A 15,878-nucleotide genomic window follows, 5' to 3' on the forward strand; every position below is an offset into this window, starting at 1 on the left:
ACATCTTTCAGGCCACCGTCAGTTGAATCTCCACGCCAAATGCGAAGTTTAATATTGCGCGCCATTAGTTGGAACCGCCTTTCGCAATTTCTTCCGGTGTCATGTATTTCTCCAGCTCATGAATATCAAAGAGGTCGAAGAGTTCTTTAGGAATCGTTGGCAATACTTGTTCGCGGATATTTACCTGATTGCCATCAAAGGAAGAAATGTTGTTTATCTGGCGCCACTTATTATCCATACCCGGGAAGTCATCACGAGTGTGACCTCCGCGAGATTCTTCACGATTGATCGCTGATTTTGCTGTTGATTCGGCAACTAACAACATGTTGTCTAAATCAAAAGCTAAGTGGAAACCTGGGTTGAACTTACGTCCACCACTAACAGAAACATTTGCACTGCGCTTTCTAATTTCTGCAATCTTAGCGATTGCTTCCTTTAGTTCGCTACCTGTTCGAATAATTCCGACAAGGTTGTGTGTAATTTCCTGAAGCTCGGCGTGAAGTGAATATGAGTTTTCGCCACCTTCGCGATCAAATGGTGCCTGGATCTTGCTAGCTGCTGCAGTAATTGCTGCTTGGCTTACAGGATTTGCGCCATTCTTCTTAACGTAATCGACCGCGCCAACTCCTGCGCGACGACCAAATACCAAAAGATCAGTTAATGAGTTTCCACCCAAACGGTTCGAACCGTGCATGCCACCAGCAACTTCGCCGGCTGCAAATAAGCCCGGAACCCCTACCGCTGCTGCAGTATCTGGCTCAACTTCAACGCCACCCATGACGTAGTGACAGGTTGGGCCAACTTCCATTGCTTCCTTAGTTATGTCTACGCCAGCAAGTTCGTAGAACTGATGCCACATAGATGGCAAGCGCTTTTTGATTAATTCTGCTGGCAAACGCTTTGAAACATCTAGGAAAACTCCGCCATGTTCTGTTCCGCGTCCTGCTTTTACTTCGCTATTAATCGCACGCGCAACTTCATCGCGCGGCAATAGCTCAGGCGGACGACGGTTATTGTCCTGATCCTCGTACCAGCGATCAGCTTCTGCTTCATTGTCTGCGTACTTATCTTTGAATACATCTGGAATGTACTTGAACATAAATCGCTCGCCAAGGTTGTTTGTAAGAACTCCACCTTCACCACGAACAGATTCAGTTACCAAAATTCCTCGAACAGAAGGTGGCCATACCATTCCTGTTGGGTGGAACTGTAAGAACTCCATGTCAACCAGGTTTGCACCAGCCTTTAATGCAAGTGCATGTCCGTCGCCAGTACCTTCCCACGAGTTAGAAGTAATTTTGAAAGTTTTTCCAACTCCGCCAGTTGCAATTACAACTGCGGGAGCTTCAAACAAAACTTCTTCGCCAGATTCGCGCCAGTATCCATAAGCGCCAGAAATCTTTCCATTTTCTTTAAGGATGTCAGTGATAGTTAATTCGGCGAAAACTTTAATTCCACTTTCCATATCACCGGTTTCGCGACCATCTTTTTGTTGCAACTGAACAATCTTTTGTTGCATCGTGCGAATTAGTTCTAATCCTGTGCGGTCGCCAACGTGAGCAAGGCGTGGGTATTCATGCCCACCAAAGTTACGTTGTGAAATTTTTCCTTCTTTAGTGCGATCAAAAAGCGCGCCCCATGTTTCAAGCTCCCAAATGCGATCTGGCGCTTCCTTTGCATGCAGTTCGGCCATGCGGAAATGGTTGAGGAATTTGCCGCCGCGCATAGTGTCGCGAAAGTGCACCATCCAACTATCTTTGTCATTAACGTTTCCCATTGATGCAGCAGCGCCACCTTCTGCCATAACGGTGTGGGCCTTACCAAATAGGGATTTGCAGATGATTGCTACGCGTAGCCCTGATTCGCGAGCTTCTACAGCAGCACGTAATCCAGCACCTCCGGCACCGATTACAAGGACATCGTATGAATGGCTTTCTAGTGTCATAGTCGATTTCCCTTTAGAAGAAGTAGAAGTTAGTCCATGCGCCGGTTGCAACTTGGCGAACATAGATATCGGCGAAGGCAACAGCAGCTAGTGAAAACCAGGCAAACTGTTGATGTTTTGTATTAAGAACAGAAACTGTTGTCCACATCTTGTATCGAACTGGGTGTTTTGAGAAATGCTTTAAACGACCACCAACAGTGTGACGGCAGGTATGGCACGACAATGAGTAAAACCACAACAAGCCAGAGCTAGCGAAAAGTACAAGTGAACCAACGCTTAGGTGTCCCCATTGTCCTTCAACATTTTTCAGCGAAATGATTGCGTCGTAGGTAAGGAAAACGTTAAACACCAATCCCGCATAGAAAAAGTAACGGTGAATATTTTGACCGACTAAAGGAAGTCGGGTTTCGCCTGTGTATTTCTTGTGAGGTTCTGCAACACCACATGCTGGTGGAGAGAACCAGAATGAACGGTAATACGCCTTGCGGTAGTAGTAACAGGTCATTCGGAAACCAAGTGGGAAGATCAAAATAATTAAGGCTGGTGATAATGCGAAGTTAAAGATTTCTGCACTAACTGGTGTGAAGCCAAAAACCGTTGCTTCAGGTACGCACGCTTCGGACAAACATGGTGAATAAAAAGGTGAGATCAGGTGATCTTTGTAGTAGTTGTCGCCTTCGAACGCACGGAAGGTTGCATAAATAACAAAAGAGAAAAGAACTCCAAAAGTTAGAAGTGGTTGCAACCACCACTTATCTGTGCGAAGTGTGCGCTCTTTTATCTTTGCGCGCGTTGGTGAAAAGACACCTGACATGTACAACTCCCCTGGTGTAAGTCCGTTTGTTGCTAGGGGCTAAGTCTGCTCCCGACATGAAAAAGTGGCTAGGTAAATACGCGCTTACGCGGTATGAACTCAGCCACAACTTCACAAAAATGGCGGAGGGCGTGGGATTTGAACCCACGAAACTTTCGTTTGCCGGTTTTCAAGACCGGTGCACTCGGCCGCTATGCGAGCCCTCCGTGGGAGAGATTACCTGAATTTAGCCCTAGCCAAAAATCGGCCAGTAATTAAGCGGGAAGATCCAAGAGTTGTTCGATGATCTTTGCGACTCCATCGGCCGTACATGGTTCTGCCACATCTTTTGCGAATAATGGCGCATCTGGGTGCCCATCTGACATTGCATATGAACGAGCTGCCCATGCAAGCATTGAAAAGTCATTGGGATTGTCGCCGAAAGACACACAATCATCGGCGGTGATCCCGAGTCGCCCTGCCATCATTGCAAGTGAGGTGCCCTTTGAAATATTGAGCGCTGAAATTTCAATAAGTGAATCTTTTGATGTTGAGTGGGTAACAGTTACAAGATCTTGTACTTCTCTATGTGCAACCTCAACCATTTGATCTGATGTGAATTCGTGATTGCTGCATCTACCTAAAATCTTTAAAGCTGGGCGCTTGATTGCATCTTCAATTTTTTCCACACCGACATCATCCATCCCAATATCCCATTTGGGAACATAGGCAATTTCACGGTGATAGTGATCGTTGGATTCGACAGCAAATGACATCTCAGGCATTGCAATTCGCATACGTCTGACGACTTCTAATTGATCCTCAATTGAAATCATCCATTCTTCAAGAACCGCGTCATTCATTAAGTCATACAGCATTGCGCCGTTACAACAAATTGCAGAACCAAAACCAAATGCGTCTCGGATTTCACCCATCCACCGAGGTGGACGTCCTGTTACAAAGAAAACATGGACACCAAGATCTCGCGCCCTAGTAAAAACATCAATCGTGCGCTGTGAAATTACACCTTTATGCGAAACGATTGTTCCATCTAAATCTGTTGCAATTAATTTAGGGCGTTTGTTCACACCAGCTCAAATCGTGTCACGCCTAAGAAAGGTTGCAGCGCCGCAGGAACATTTACTGTTCCATCTACATTTTGGTGATTCTCTAAAATCGCAACAATCATGCGCGGAATTGCAACTAATGTGCCGTTAAGTGTTGCAACCGCTTTAGTGCCATCGGCATCCTTAAAGCGAATATTTAAGCGTCGGGCCTGAAACTCTGCACAGTTAGAGGTGCTCGTGACTTCACGGTAAGCGTTTTGTGTGGGAATCCACGCCTCAATATCAAACTTACGGTTTGCGCTAGATCCTAGATCTCCTGATGCGACATCGATGACACGGTATGGGATCTCCATTGCGTTGAGGAAATCTTTTTCCCATTGCAATAAACGTTTATGTTCTTCTTTAGCGTGATCTGGGTGGCAGAAAGAAAACATTTCGACTTTATCGAATTGGTGAACGCGAATAATTCCGCGGGTGTCTTTTCCGTATGTACCAGCTTCACGGCGGAAACATGACGAATAACCGGCGTAACGGATTGGTAGTTTGTCAGCTGGTAAGACTTCATCCATGTGCATTGCAGCCAATGGGACTTCAGATGTACCAACTAGATATACATCATCTTTTTCAAGGTGATAGACATTTTCTGCTGCTTGTCCTAAAAAGCCAGTACCTTCCATTGCAGCAGGATTTACAAGTACTGGTGGAATTACCGGAGTAAAGCCAGCTTTATTTGCAGATGAAATTGCATAATTAACAAGTGCAAATTCCAGCATCGCACCAACGCCTGTTAAATAGTAAGAACGTGAACCTGCAACCTTGGCACCACGTTCGGTGTCAATCGCGCCCAGTAATTTACCTAGTTCGACATGGTCTTTTGGTTCAAAATCAAATGTACGCGGTGTGCCAACATGTTCGATAACAACAAAATCTGCTTCTGAACCAATCGGCGCTTCTGGATCCAAAATGTTTGATAGCTGCATAATCAATTGTTTTGCTTGTTCTTCTACTTCTGCGCGCTGTGAATCGGCTTCTTTTACCTTTGCAGCTAGCTCTTTGGCATTTTCTAACAACGCTGCTTTTCCCGCGCCACTTGCGGCACCAACTGATTTAGACAAAACGTTTTGTTCTGCGCGTAACGTTTCAAACTTTTCTAGCGCTGCGCGTCGAATGTCATCAATTGCTAAAACTTTATCAACGATAGTTACATCTTCCCCACGCCCTTTTTGTGATGCACGTATCGCATCAGGGTGTTCGCGTAGGTACTTTATGTCGATCATTTACTTGCCTTTTCTCGTGGGTATGAGCCAAGAAATCTGATGTCTTCGCAGATTGCTCGAAGGCTTTCTACTGCCTCCTTCACAGGTGCATCTGCGATGTGACCTTCGGCGTCAATAATGAAATGGTAATGGCCAAGGGATGTTCCGGTTGGACGTGACTGAATAAAAGTTAAGTTAACTTCGCGCTTGGCGAACTCAGTCAAGATATCGAGCAACGCACCAGCGTGATCGACTCCGATAAAGACTGCCAAGGATGTGCGGTCCCAGCCCGTGTTTTTCGGGATCGAACCTGGTTTTGCAACCACAATAAATCTAGTAACAGCTCCGGGGTTATCACCAATGTTGTCTGCAATAACGCGTAATCCATAGTGCGCAGCTGCAACCGGTGCTGCGATTGCTGCATCAAATTCTCCGCGTGCAATTGCCTCTGCTGCTGCTGCCGTTGATGCCGTAGAAATTAATTCTGCATCTGGATAATTAGTGGCAACATAGTTGCGACACTGTGCTTCGGCATGTGGGTGCGTAGCGATTCGTAATATCTCTTTTTCATCACCTTTGATCATTAATGCAAATGAAACAGGCAAGGTAACTTCACCAACAATTGCTAAAGGTTCGCCTGTTGCTAGCTCATCAAGAGTGCGTGCGACAACGCCTTCGACTGAGTTTTCAATTGGTACTAGCGCAAAGTGGGCTTTACCAAGACGGACCGCATCCAGAGCAGCGGTGACGTTGGCATATGGCATAAGGCGATCATTAGAAGAAGTGATCTTTTTAAGAGCCGCCTCTGTAAATGTTCCCTTGGGACCGAGATAGGCGTATGTACTCACTTACTAATTGTACCCGAGTACCGACCTTGCATATGACGGGGTATTGGTAATCAAGACATCGACACCATTATCAGCGCAAAAGTGCATATCGTCGGCATCATCAACGGTCCATATAAAGAGATTGCGTGGATCTTGATTTAACTGTGGTTTATTTCTAAATGCTGTGATTCCGGGGCCGATTGATTGTGCCGACGTAAACCTCCGCATTGCAAATGAAAAAGTATCGTGCAGTAAAGCAACAGTCTTTTGATTAGGATCGATCTTTCTTATATTTTCTAAAGCGAGCCAGGAAAATGACATGACATGAATATCTGCAACGTGTTTCTCTTGCGCAAGTAAGCGCATTACCTTTTTTTCAACCGCACTTGCCGACGGGACTGGGTGCTTAGTTTCGATTGCTAGGTCTTTTTTATTATCGCGAGCGAGAATTAATAATTCTTCCAATGTAATCGCTTGCGCATAATGTGACTTGATTTCCTTGAAAGTTGAGTCTGCGATCCGCGCCGAATTACCGGCAACCCGTTGCATATCTGCGTCATGCCACAAAACCAACTGGTTATCTTTGGTTAAGCGAACATCACATTCAAAACCATCGGCACCATCATCAATGGCAGCCTTGTAGGCAGCCATTGTTAACTCAGGATGCTCGATCGAGGATCCGCGGTGCGCGTAGATCTTCATCTTTGAAGGTTACACCGTTAGGCTTACATCATGAGCGCGCACTTCTTTGAAACCTCTGCGCGTTCGGCTATCGGTTTGGTTCGCCAAGGTAATGAAGATTCGGCATTTACTTCTGCCCAATTAATTGCAGTCGCCGACGGAATGGGTGGCCATGCTGCAGGTGAGGTCGCATCCCGTATCGCGGTACAAGTTTTAGAAAAACTGGCACCAACACTAACCGCAGCTGAAATCGATGATGATTCTGTGGAAGATTTATTAATGCACTCTCTACATAGTATTGATCTAGAAATTGCCGCGGTGGCAGATGAAGAAATTGAAAAACGCGGCATGGGTACCACATTGACCGCATTGCTGATTCGCAACGACCGAATTGCTTTATTACATGTTGGTGATTCACGGTGTTATCGGTTGCGTGGCAACACTTTGGAACAACTCAGTAACGATCACACCGTTATCCAAGAATTGTTGGATCAAGGTGCGATTTCTGAGGCAGAGGCTGCGGAGCACCCTCAACGTTCGATGTTGACTCAGGCCTTACGCGGAGATGGCGATGTGACACCCGTTTTGCAAATGTACGAGGTTAAAAAAGGTGATCGCTATTTACTGTGTTCTGATGGTTTGTCTGGTGTTTTGACGGATAAAGAGATCAAAGTTGGCTTAAAGAAATCTGATAAAGCGGATGCAGTTAAGTTCTTAAATGATGCAACATATATAAACGGCGCACCTGATAATGTCACCATCCTGATCGCTGATATTTCTGATACATCAACGACTCAATCAATTCTGTTAGGGGCAGCTCATGATTAATGTGTTGCTCGGTGGGCGCTACAAAATTGGCGAAATGATTGGCACCGGCGGAATGGCTGATGTGTATGTCGCACAAGACACTCGCCTTGCACGCCAAGTTGCGGTCAAAGTTTTGCGCAGCGATTTAGCGCGAGATCCATCCTTTGTTGCCCGTTTTCGAAAAGAAGCACTCGCTGCTGCGGGTCTTAACCATCCCGGAATTGTTGCTGTCTATGACTCGGGTGAAGAACCAGCGCCATACATTGTGATGGAATTAATTTCCGGACACACTCTTCGAGAATTAATTCATAAAGGTGAACGTGTTCCGTTAAAACGCGCGCTTGAAATTGGTGAAGGCATTTTGGCAGCGCTCGAATATTCACATCACAGTGGAATTGTGCACCGAGATATTAAACCTGCAAATATCATGATTACGGATCATGGCGATGTAAAGGTGATGGATTTTGGAATCGCACGCGCGCTTGCCGATTTAGGTGCAACATTAACAAGTACCTGGAATGTAGTCGGCACTGCGCAATATCTCTCACCAGAACAAGCACTTGGCGAAATGGCTGATCTTCGAAGTGATATTTATTCGACTGGTTGTTTGCTTTACGAAGTATTGACAGGACAACCACCATTTACAGGTGAAACTCCGGTTGCAATTGCATACCAACATGTTTCAGGTAATTTAATTACTCCAAGCAAAATTGTTGCTGACCTACCTACGGGTATTGATACCTTGTTAACAATCGCTTTGGCTAAAAACCCTGATGACCGATATCAGTCCGCTGGATTAATGTTGGATGATTTATACAAGATAAAAGCTGGCCAAGTTGTAACAACAAAAATCGCGAAAGCTCCCATTTCGCGACGTAAGGTATTGATTGGAGCAATCAGTGGTGTAGCGGCTATTGGCGTGCTTGCAGCTGGCTTGTTCTTGACCAAGCCAAGCGTAGATCCTGCAGGATTGCCGCAGTTGCCCAATGTTGTTGGATTAACTCAAGCCGAAGCCGAAGCTTTGTTAGGTGATTATGTTGTCACTATTACTCGCGCACACGATGGTCGGATTCCAAAGGATCGCGTTGCTAGCCAGCTTCCACTTGCAACCGTTCGGGCACAAAAGGGTTCAGGTGTTGTACTAACGATTTCAGATGGGCCTGGAGATTCAATTGTTCCAATTGATTTAGTGGGATTGTCACTAATAGATGCACGTACCGCTTTATCTGCTGTTGGTTTATTGATATCCGCTACTGAAGCGGTTCCATCGGATGAAGCGCAAGGAACAGTTTTAAAGGTGACACCAGAACCTGGTTCAACAATCACAGCTGGTAGTGGAGTTGTGTTGCAAATTGCAAGCGGTCAGGTGTTGGTTCCATCGTTGATTGGAACTGATGCGCTTCAAGCTAAAACTCTTTTGGTGCAGGCAGGTTTCTTGGTCAATGAAGTCTTTGGTTATGACGCAAATCAAACGATTGGTGTTGTTATTCGACAAGCACCAGATGCTGGAACAACACAAACAATTGGTAAATCAGTAACAATTACAATTAATAAAGCGCCCTAGATTTACCTAGCGAATATTTAATTGCTGGTGCCAACAACTGGAGATAAGCCAACTGCGCGTTCGCGAGCGCCTTTATCTCCACACATCACTAACCAGTTAGCAAGCATCTGGTGTCCGTGCTCAGTTAAAACAGATTCTGGGTGAAACTGCACACCTTGTATCGGCAATGAAGTGTGTTGCATCGACATAACCAATCCTGAATCAGTTGATCCTGTTATGTGCAATGTGTTTGGCACAGAATCTTTTTCAACACACAACGAGTGATATCGAGTTGCAGTAAATGGTGATGGTAAATCTGACAAGACACCTTCTTGTTTGTGATACACAAGTGAAGTTTTTCCATGAAGTAATTCGGGTGCTCGCGAAACAGTTGCTCCAAATGCAACACCGATTGCTTGATGACCTAGGCAAACACCAAACAATGGAATCGAATGTTCGGCGCAGTACTTAATCATCGCTACTGATACCCCCGCTTTTTCAGGAGTTCCGGGTCCGGGAGAAACAAGGACACCGTCATACTTACCCGCTTCATCAGCTGCCACAGCATCATTTCGAACGACGGTGCATTCAGCTCCTAATTGCTGCAGGTACTGCACCAAATTAAAGACAAAGGAGTCGTAGTTGTCGATGACGAGGATCTTGGTGGCCATAGGAGCATTCTGTCTCATGGTGTATCTTTCGCGTATGCCTAAATCAAAGCTACGTAAAAAGGTCGCTGAGCAACGCGCTCATATTCAAGAGGTTGATGTCCAGACGCCTCATGCACCATTGGAAAGCCCACGCTGGCTTGCTCCAACAATGGTCGCGGCCTTCTTAATCGGCTTGTTCTGGATTGTGGTCTTCTATGTGACCCAAACCGAGTATCCAGTTCCTGGAATTGGTGCCTGGAACATGATTATTGGTTTTGGTTTTATCGGCGCTGGCTTTTCACTCGCCACCCGCTGGCGCTAATACCTTCTAATTACACCGTTGTAATTCGATCCACAGTGTGGGTAAAACCTGTGGATAACTTATTTCCTAGCCATTACAAGCTGGGCTGCTGCTACCCCGCCGATTAATCCACCTAGGTGTGCGCGCCAATCAACCCCGCCCATTGCAAAGCCGATGACAAAGTTGATTCCAATAATTACAACTATGGATCGAATATCGGCGCCTATTTTTGTGCCAACAATTGCAAATGCACCAAATAATCCAAAGATCGCACCAGATGCACCAACCGAGTAGCTATAAGCGGATGCAAAGTATGCAGAAGCTAGAGAGCCAGTAAGTAGTGAAACAAAGAAAACAATTAATAGTTTACGTGGACCAAAAGCTGCCTCTATTGGATTTCCTAAAACCATCAGCGAATACATATTAAAACCAAGGTGTAGTAAACCTGCGTGAGTTAATGCAACAGTTACTAATCGATACCACTCGTTTGAGCTTTTTATGTAATCGAGATTAGGAAGTACAAGATGTTGTTCGATTGATGGAACAACCAACTGCACAAGGTAAGCCGCGCAGATTACTGCGATTAATGAGTAAGTGGCAGAACGCTTAAGCAACTGTAACGCTGTTGATCGTGATGTCAGTTGCTGGCTTGTCCTGTGCGCCAGTCTTTGCTGTTGCAATAGCATCAACTACTGCCTGGCTTGCAGAATCCTTTACTTCACCAAAGATGCTGTGCTTGCGGTTTAACCAGGTAGTTGGCGCAACGGTAATAAAGAATTGTGAACCATTTGTTCCTGGTCCTGAGTTTGCCATCGCAAGAATGTATGGGCGATCAAATGTTAGTTCGCCGTGGAACTCATCTGCGAAACGGTAACCAGGTCCGCCAGTTCCGCGACCAAGTGGATCTCCACCTTGAATCATGAAACCGTCGATGACGCGATGAAAAATTGTGCCGTCATACAACTTTGCAGTTGACTTATCGCCAGTGCGTGGATCGGTCCATTCCTTTGCACCGGTTGCTAACTCAACAAAGTTTGCAACTGTCTTTGGTGCATGGTTTGGGAAAAGTTCAATAACGATGTCACCTAGTGATGTGTGCAGAGTTGCTGTTGATGACATGGTTTTCTCTTTTCTTATCGATGGTGTTGGTGCGGTGAAATCAAACTGTGTGGAGACCAGGGGAATCGAACCCCTAACCCCCGCCTTGCAAAGGCGGTGCTCTACCAATTGAGCTAGGTCCCCGTATTAGAACGGGTGGGCCCAGGTGGACTTGAACCACCGACCTCTTCCTTATCAGGGAAGCGCTCTAACCAGGCTGAGCTATGGGCCCGCAACAAGATTTCTCTTTATTGCAGAAGCGCAAGATTACCTTGAACTTCACTAACTCCCAAAACGAGCGTTAGCGCCAATTACTCAGGATGCGAACCATACTAACTTTTCGCTGAAATCTCATCTTCGCCGTTTTTGGTGACAGATAACAGGCTCACACCTTCATCAAGGTTCACCAAGCGCACACCCATGCTGTCTCGTCCGGTCTGGCGGACTTCGGCTGCAGGGGTTCTCATGACAGTTCCAGCTGAAGTAATAGCAAGTACTTCATCCTCATCACGTAACACCAATGCGCTAACAAGGGAGCCGCGTGAATTCTCATCTATTTTTGCCGCTTTAATACCGATGCCACCACGACCCTGCAAGCGATACTCATCGATTGGTGTTTTCTTTCCATAGCCGCCATCGGTAGCTGTAAATACAAATGAATCCTTAGCAAGATCTGCATTAACCCGCGCCATAGTCAGCAAGTTGTCATCTGCGCGGAACTTCATTCCGATAACACCACTTGTTGATCGACCCATTGATCGCAGTGATTCGTCATCTGCGGTAAATCGCAAGGACATTCCTTTTGTCGATACCAATAACAATTCATCATCGGAATTAATCAATGATGCAGAGACAACTTCATCACCAGGTTTTAGGGTAATTGCAATTAAACCGCCGGTTCTAGGTGAGTCGTATTCAACCAATGGTGTCTTCTTCACTAATCCATTGCGGGTGGCAAGAACTAAGAATGGTGAAATTGTGTAATCCTTCAATGACAAAACTTCGGCGATTTTTTCATCTGGTTTAAAGGCCATTAAGTTTGCAACATGTTGGCCTCGTGCATCACGTCCTGCATCAGGTAGTTCGTGAACCTTTGAACGGTAGACGCGACCTTGGTTAGTAAAGAACAACAACCAATCATGGGTTGATGCAACAAAGAAATGATCAACAACATCATCTTCTTTTAACGCCGCACCTTTTACTCCGCGACCACCACGGCGTTGTGATCGATAAAGATCAGCCATGGTGCGTTTTGAATACCCACCACGAGTAATAGTTACAACAACATCTTGATCTGGGATTAAATCTTCGGCGCTGAAATCGCCTTCACTTGCCACAATTTGTGTGCGGCGATCATCGCCATACTTTGCGACTAATTCTGAAAGCTCTGTCTTTACAATTTCGCGTTGTCTTTCTGGACTTACAAGAATCTTGTTAAGTTCAACAATGTCAGCCATGAGACCGTCATATTCATCATTGATCTTTTGACGCTCCAAAGCAGCGATACGACGCAGCTGCATATCCAAAATAGCATTAGCTTGAATTTCATCAACACTGAGCAGTTTCATTAAACCTGTACGGGCTTCTTCGGGGGTGGTTGATGCGCGAATTAATGCAATTACCGCATCTAATGCATCAAGTGCTTTTAGGTAGCCCTGCAAAATATGTGCGCGTTTTTCTTTTTCAGCCAAACGATATTTAGTGCGGCGAACAATCACTTCGATTTGGTGTTCGATGTAGTAACGAATAAATTCATCGAGACGTAATGTGCGAGGCACGCCATCAACAAGTGCCAACATATTGGCACCGAATGTGTCTTGTAACTGTGTTTGTTTGTATAGGTTATTTAAGACAACCTTTGGAATTGCAGATTGTTGCAAGACGATAACAAGGCGTTGACCTAAACGTTCGTTACCTTCATCGCGAACATCTGCGATGCCTTTAATCTTTCCATCTTTAACAAGCTCTGCAATTTTTAGCGCTAGATTGTCTGGGTTTACTTGGTATGGAAGTTCAGAAATTACAAGACAGGTGCGCTTGTTGATTTCTTCGACCTGAACAACTGCGCGCATAGTGATTGATCCGCGACCTGTGCGATACGCCTCTTCGATTCCGGTACGTCCAACAATTAAAGCTTTTGTGGGAAAGTCTGGACCTTTAACAATCTTGATTAATTCATTCAGTAACTCTTCTTGTTTCATCTCTGGGCGTTCAAGAGAGTAAATAACAGCTTCGCCAATTTCGCGCAGGTTGTGCGGTGGAATATTTGTTGCCATTCCGACCGCAATACCGGCAGAACCATTAACTAAAAGATTTGGTAAACGGCTTGGTAGGACTGTTGGTTCTTGTGAACGGCCGTCGTAGTTTGGGATGAAATTAACTGTGTCTTCATCGATATCCCGCATCATCTCCATCGCAAGTGAAGACAAACGAGCTTCGGTGTAACGCATGGCAGCTGCTGGATCGTTTCCAGGAGAGCCGAAGTTTCCGTTTCCATCGATCAATAGGTATCGCAGTGACCAATGCTGGGCTAGGCGTACGACAGAGTCGTAAATAGCGGTGTCACCGTGTGGGTGGTAATTACCCATGACATCACCAACGATGCGCGAAGATTTGTAATAACCCTTATCTGGTCGATAACCAGCGTCATACATTGCATACAAAACGCGGCGATGAACAGGTTTTAAACCGTCGCGGACATCGGGTAATGCGCGACCGACAATAACTGACATTGCATAGTCAAGATACGAACGAGCCATTTCAACTTGAAGATCAACTGTTTCGATCTTGTCAAAGTTTTCCAGGTTGTTTGGGTTTAATTCATCCATTAGATATCCAAGAACCTAACATCTTTAGCGTTACGTTGAATAAACGCACGACGCTTTTCAACATCTTCGCCCATTAGTACTGAAAATAAATCATCTGCCGCAGCAGCATCATCTAATGTGACCCGAACCAAGACGCGGTGCTCTGGATCCATGGTTGTATCCCAAAGTTCTTTTGCTGGCATTTCACCCAAACCTTTGAAGCGTTGGATTCCATCATCTTTCGGAAGACGTTTTCCAGCAGCGACACCAAGTTCGATCATGCCATCTCGCTCGCGATCACTAAATGCGTATTCGACCGGTTCTTTACCGGCCCATTTAAGTTTGTACAGTGGTGGTTGAGCAAAGTACACATACCCTTGTTCGATTAATGGGCGCATAAAACGGAATAACAAAGTTAAAAGTAGTGTGCGAATGTGTTGTCCGTCGACGTCAGCATCTGCCATCAAAATGATCTTGTGGTAGCGCAACTTCTCGATATCAAAATCATCATGAACACCAGTACCAAGCGCTGTAATTAGGGCTTGAACTTCGTTGTTTTGTAGAACGCGGTCGATACGTGCTTTTTCAACATTCAAAATCTTTCCGCGGATTGGTAGCACTGCTTGGTTGCGTGAATCGCGACCACCTTTTGTGGAACCACCTGCAGAGTCACCTTCGACAATATAGAGCTCGCATTTTGCAGGATCGGTCCATTGGCAATCAGCTAACTTGCCCGGCATTCCGCGACCTTCTAACAATCCTTTTCGGTTGCGACTTAAGTCGCGGGCTTTGCGGGCTGCAACACGGGCTGCCGCTGCATCAATGCTTTTACGCACGATTTCCTTGCCTTCAGCAGGGTTTTGCTCAAACCAACTAGTTAACTCTTCATTAACAATTTTTTGCGTGAAGGTTTTTGCTTCTGAGTTACCAAGTTTTGTTTTTGTCTGACCTTCAAATTGTGGGTCTGCTAACTTAATAGAAACAATTGCTGTTAAACCTTCACGAACATCATCGCCAGTTAGGCGGTCTTCTTTCTTTTTAATAAATCCTTGTTCTTCGCCGAACTTATTAACAATCGATGTTAACGCGGTGCGGAAACCCTCTTCGTGAGAACCACCTTCGTGGGTATGAATTGTGTTTGCGAAGGTATAAACCGATTCAGAAAATCCAGCGTTCCATTGCATGGAAACTTCTAATGAAATCTTGTTCTTTTTATCTTCTGATGCAAAAGAGATAATTGATTTATGGGTTTCGCCACGAGTTGAATTGAGGTGCTTTACAAAATCTGCAATACCGCCATCGTATTCATAGCGAACTGTTAGCTGTTCACCTTTTTCATCAACATGTCCGTCACGCATATCTGTCAAAGTTAAAATCAAACCTTTGTTAAGAAATGCCATTTCGCGAAAACGTGTTGATAAGACTTCGAAAGAAAAATCTGTTGTCTCAAAGATTTCCTTTGACGGCCAGAATTGAACAGTGGTTCCGGATTGTGTTGATGCATCGCCTTTGCGTACCGGAGCTGTAGGAACGCCGAGTTTGTACTCTTGGTACCAAAAACTTCCGTCGCGCTGAACAATGACTGAAAGATCTGTACTAAGTGCGTTAACAACTGAAATACCAACACCGTGTAAGCCACCGGAAACTGAGTAACCACCATCGCCGAATTTTCCACCTGCGTGCAGAACTGTAAGCACAACTTCAAGTGCTGGCTTCTTTTCAACTGGGTGGATATCAACCGGGATTCCGCGGCCGTTGTCGATTACTTCGACCCCGCCGTTAGCCATAAGGGTTATGTTGATTTCAGTGCAATGTCCTGCCAGGGCTTCATCAACAGAGTTATCGACCACTTCATAAACCAGGTGGTGGAGGCCGCGTTCGCCGGTGGAGCCGATATACATTCCTGGGCGCTTGCGAACCGCCTCTAGGCCTTCTAGGACGGTGATGTTGCTGGCGTTATAGGAGCTCTCGGCCACGGCAACTCCTTTCCTAGACAATCGGTTAAATCGCCCGTGAGGGCTTATGGAGAGGATGGGCCTCTCGGAATGTCCTTATCCTAGTCATAAATGGCCTTAATAAATAGCCGAAAAAAGCCCTGTGGAC

The 15,878-nt window shown here is 45.5% G+C and carries 14 protein-coding genes and 3 tRNA genes; 3 read left to right on the plus strand and 14 right to left on the minus strand.

Features of this window, described 5'->3' with window-relative positions:
* Positions 1 to 64: 64 nt before the first annotated feature.
* The 7 genes from AC9UGD_RS05115 to AC9UGD_RS05145 all read right to left on the minus strand — a co-directional run bounded on the left by AC9UGD_RS05115 (position 65) and on the right by AC9UGD_RS05145 (position 6,590).
* The gene (locus tag AC9UGD_RS05115; protein WP_509570464.1) at positions 65 to 1,945 is read right to left on the minus strand and encodes a fumarate reductase/succinate dehydrogenase flavoprotein subunit; all 1,881 of its coding nucleotides are present in this window, start codon (positions 1,943 to 1,945) and stop codon (positions 65 to 67) included.
* A gap of 13 nt (positions 1,946 to 1,958) precedes the next feature.
* Positions 1,959 to 2,759 (minus strand): succinate dehydrogenase subunit SdhC, encoded by an 801-nt coding sequence (gene sdhC / locus AC9UGD_RS05120; protein ID WP_509570466.1) that lies wholly within the window; start codon positions 2,757 to 2,759, stop codon positions 1,959 to 1,961.
* Positions 2,760 to 2,879: 120 nt separating this feature from the next.
* Positions 2,880 to 2,965, minus strand: a tRNA-Ser gene (locus AC9UGD_RS05125).
* Between the two features lie 48 nt (positions 2,966 to 3,013).
* Positions 3,014 to 3,826: an HAD-IIB family hydrolase gene (locus AC9UGD_RS05130; RefSeq protein WP_509570469.1), complete on the minus strand. Its 813-nt coding sequence runs from the start codon at positions 3,824 to 3,826 to the stop codon at positions 3,014 to 3,016.
* On the minus strand, positions 3,823 to 5,082 hold the full coding sequence (serS, locus tag AC9UGD_RS05135; protein ID WP_509570472.1) for a serine--tRNA ligase: 1,260 nt from the start codon (positions 5,080 to 5,082) through the stop codon (positions 3,823 to 3,825). Before serS ends, AC9UGD_RS05130 begins: the two co-directional genes overlap by 4 nt.
* Positions 5,079 to 5,909 (minus strand): prephenate dehydratase, encoded by an 831-nt coding sequence (pheA, locus tag AC9UGD_RS05140; RefSeq protein ID WP_509570474.1) that lies wholly within the window; start codon positions 5,907 to 5,909, stop codon positions 5,079 to 5,081. Before pheA ends, serS begins: the two co-directional genes overlap by 4 nt.
* A 3-nt stretch (positions 5,910 to 5,912) precedes the next feature.
* On the minus strand, positions 5,913 to 6,590 hold the full coding sequence (locus tag AC9UGD_RS05145; RefSeq protein WP_509570477.1) for a glycerophosphodiester phosphodiesterase: 678 nt from the start codon (positions 6,588 to 6,590) through the stop codon (positions 5,913 to 5,915).
* 30 nt (positions 6,591 to 6,620) lie between these two features.
* On the opposite strand from AC9UGD_RS05145, the gene AC9UGD_RS05150 reads away from it, so the two are divergent.
* Entirely contained in the window at positions 6,621 to 7,397 is a 777-nt protein-coding gene (locus AC9UGD_RS05150; RefSeq protein WP_509570479.1) for a PP2C family protein-serine/threonine phosphatase, read from the plus strand.
* Positions 7,390 to 8,940, plus strand: a complete 1,551-nt coding sequence (locus AC9UGD_RS05155; RefSeq protein WP_509570481.1) for a protein kinase domain-containing protein — start codon at positions 7,390 to 7,392, stop codon at positions 8,938 to 8,940. Before AC9UGD_RS05150 ends, AC9UGD_RS05155 begins: the two co-directional genes overlap by 8 nt.
* A 17-nt stretch (positions 8,941 to 8,957) precedes the next feature.
* On the opposite strand, the gene AC9UGD_RS05160 is transcribed toward AC9UGD_RS05155, so the two are convergent.
* The gene (locus tag AC9UGD_RS05160; RefSeq protein ID WP_509570484.1) at positions 8,958 to 9,608 is read right to left on the minus strand and encodes an aminodeoxychorismate/anthranilate synthase component II; all 651 of its coding nucleotides are present in this window, start codon (positions 9,606 to 9,608) and stop codon (positions 8,958 to 8,960) included.
* On the opposite strand from AC9UGD_RS05160, the gene AC9UGD_RS05165 reads away from it, so the two are divergent.
* Positions 9,607 to 9,891, plus strand: coding sequence for a cell division protein CrgA (locus AC9UGD_RS05165; RefSeq protein WP_509570487.1), 285 nt, complete (start codon positions 9,607 to 9,609; stop codon positions 9,889 to 9,891). The genes AC9UGD_RS05160 and AC9UGD_RS05165 overlap by 2 nt on opposite strands.
* A 59-nt stretch (positions 9,892 to 9,950) precedes the next feature.
* Here AC9UGD_RS05165 and AC9UGD_RS05170 read toward each other — a convergent pair whose 3' ends face one another.
* From AC9UGD_RS05170 to gyrB, 6 genes are all read right to left on the minus strand, one after another.
* The gene (locus tag AC9UGD_RS05170; protein ID WP_509570489.1) at positions 9,951 to 10,484 is read right to left on the minus strand and encodes a rhomboid family intramembrane serine protease; all 534 of its coding nucleotides are present in this window, start codon (positions 10,482 to 10,484) and stop codon (positions 9,951 to 9,953) included.
* The gene (locus AC9UGD_RS05175) at positions 10,477 to 10,989 is read right to left on the minus strand and encodes a peptidylprolyl isomerase (RefSeq protein WP_509570492.1); all 513 of its coding nucleotides are present in this window, start codon (positions 10,987 to 10,989) and stop codon (positions 10,477 to 10,479) included. Before AC9UGD_RS05175 ends, AC9UGD_RS05170 begins: the two co-directional genes overlap by 8 nt.
* A 50-nt stretch (positions 10,990 to 11,039) precedes the next feature.
* A tRNA-Ala gene (locus AC9UGD_RS05180) sits at positions 11,040 to 11,112 on the minus strand.
* Between the two features lie 13 nt (positions 11,113 to 11,125).
* Positions 11,126 to 11,200: transfer RNA gene (locus tag AC9UGD_RS05185), tRNA-Ile, on the minus strand.
* Between the two features lie 100 nt (positions 11,201 to 11,300).
* Positions 11,301 to 13,796 (minus strand): DNA gyrase subunit A, encoded by a 2,496-nt coding sequence (gyrA, locus tag AC9UGD_RS05190; RefSeq protein WP_509570495.1) that lies wholly within the window; start codon positions 13,794 to 13,796, stop codon positions 11,301 to 11,303.
* Positions 13,796 to 15,751, minus strand: a complete 1,956-nt coding sequence (gyrB, locus tag AC9UGD_RS05195; protein WP_509570497.1) for a DNA topoisomerase (ATP-hydrolyzing) subunit B — start codon at positions 15,749 to 15,751, stop codon at positions 13,796 to 13,798. The genes gyrA and gyrB overlap by 1 nt, the downstream gene beginning before the upstream one ends.
* Between the last annotated feature and the right edge of the window lie 127 nt (positions 15,752 to 15,878).

The organism is Candidatus Planktophila sp., from assembly GCF_044232745.1.
Lineage (GTDB): Bacteria > Actinomycetota > Actinomycetes > Nanopelagicales > Nanopelagicaceae > Planktophila.

Excerpts from the sequence above, each read along its gene's own strand:
- AC9UGD_RS05175 (WP_509570492.1), bottom strand. The coding sequence starts at position 10,989 with ATGTCATCAACAGCAACTCTGCACACATCACTAGGTGACATCGTTATT.
- AC9UGD_RS05145 (WP_509570477.1), bottom strand. The coding sequence starts at position 6,590 with ATGAAGATCTACGCGCACCGCGGATCCTCGATCGAGCATCCTGAGTTA.
- AC9UGD_RS05150 (WP_509570479.1), top strand. The coding sequence starts at position 6,621 with ATGAGCGCGCACTTCTTTGAAACCTCTGCGCGTTCGGCTATCGGTTTG.
- AC9UGD_RS05155 (WP_509570481.1), top strand. The coding sequence starts at position 7,390 with ATGATTAATGTGTTGCTCGGTGGGCGCTACAAAATTGGCGAAATGATT.
- sdhC (WP_509570466.1), bottom strand. The coding sequence starts at position 2,759 with ATGTCAGGTGTCTTTTCACCAACGCGCGCAAAGATAAAAGAGCGCACA.
- AC9UGD_RS05115 (WP_509570464.1), bottom strand. The coding sequence starts at position 1,945 with ATGACACTAGAAAGCCATTCATACGATGTCCTTGTAATCGGTGCCGGA.
- serS (WP_509570472.1), bottom strand. The coding sequence starts at position 5,082 with ATGATCGACATAAAGTACCTACGCGAACACCCTGATGCGATACGTGCA.
- AC9UGD_RS05160 (WP_509570484.1), bottom strand. The coding sequence starts at position 9,608 with ATGAGACAGAATGCTCCTATGGCCACCAAGATCCTCGTCATCGACAAC.
- AC9UGD_RS05165 (WP_509570487.1), top strand. The coding sequence starts at position 9,607 with ATGGTGTATCTTTCGCGTATGCCTAAATCAAAGCTACGTAAAAAGGTC.
- gyrA (WP_509570495.1), bottom strand. The coding sequence starts at position 13,796 with ATGGATGAATTAAACCCAAACAACCTGGAAAACTTTGACAAGATCGAA.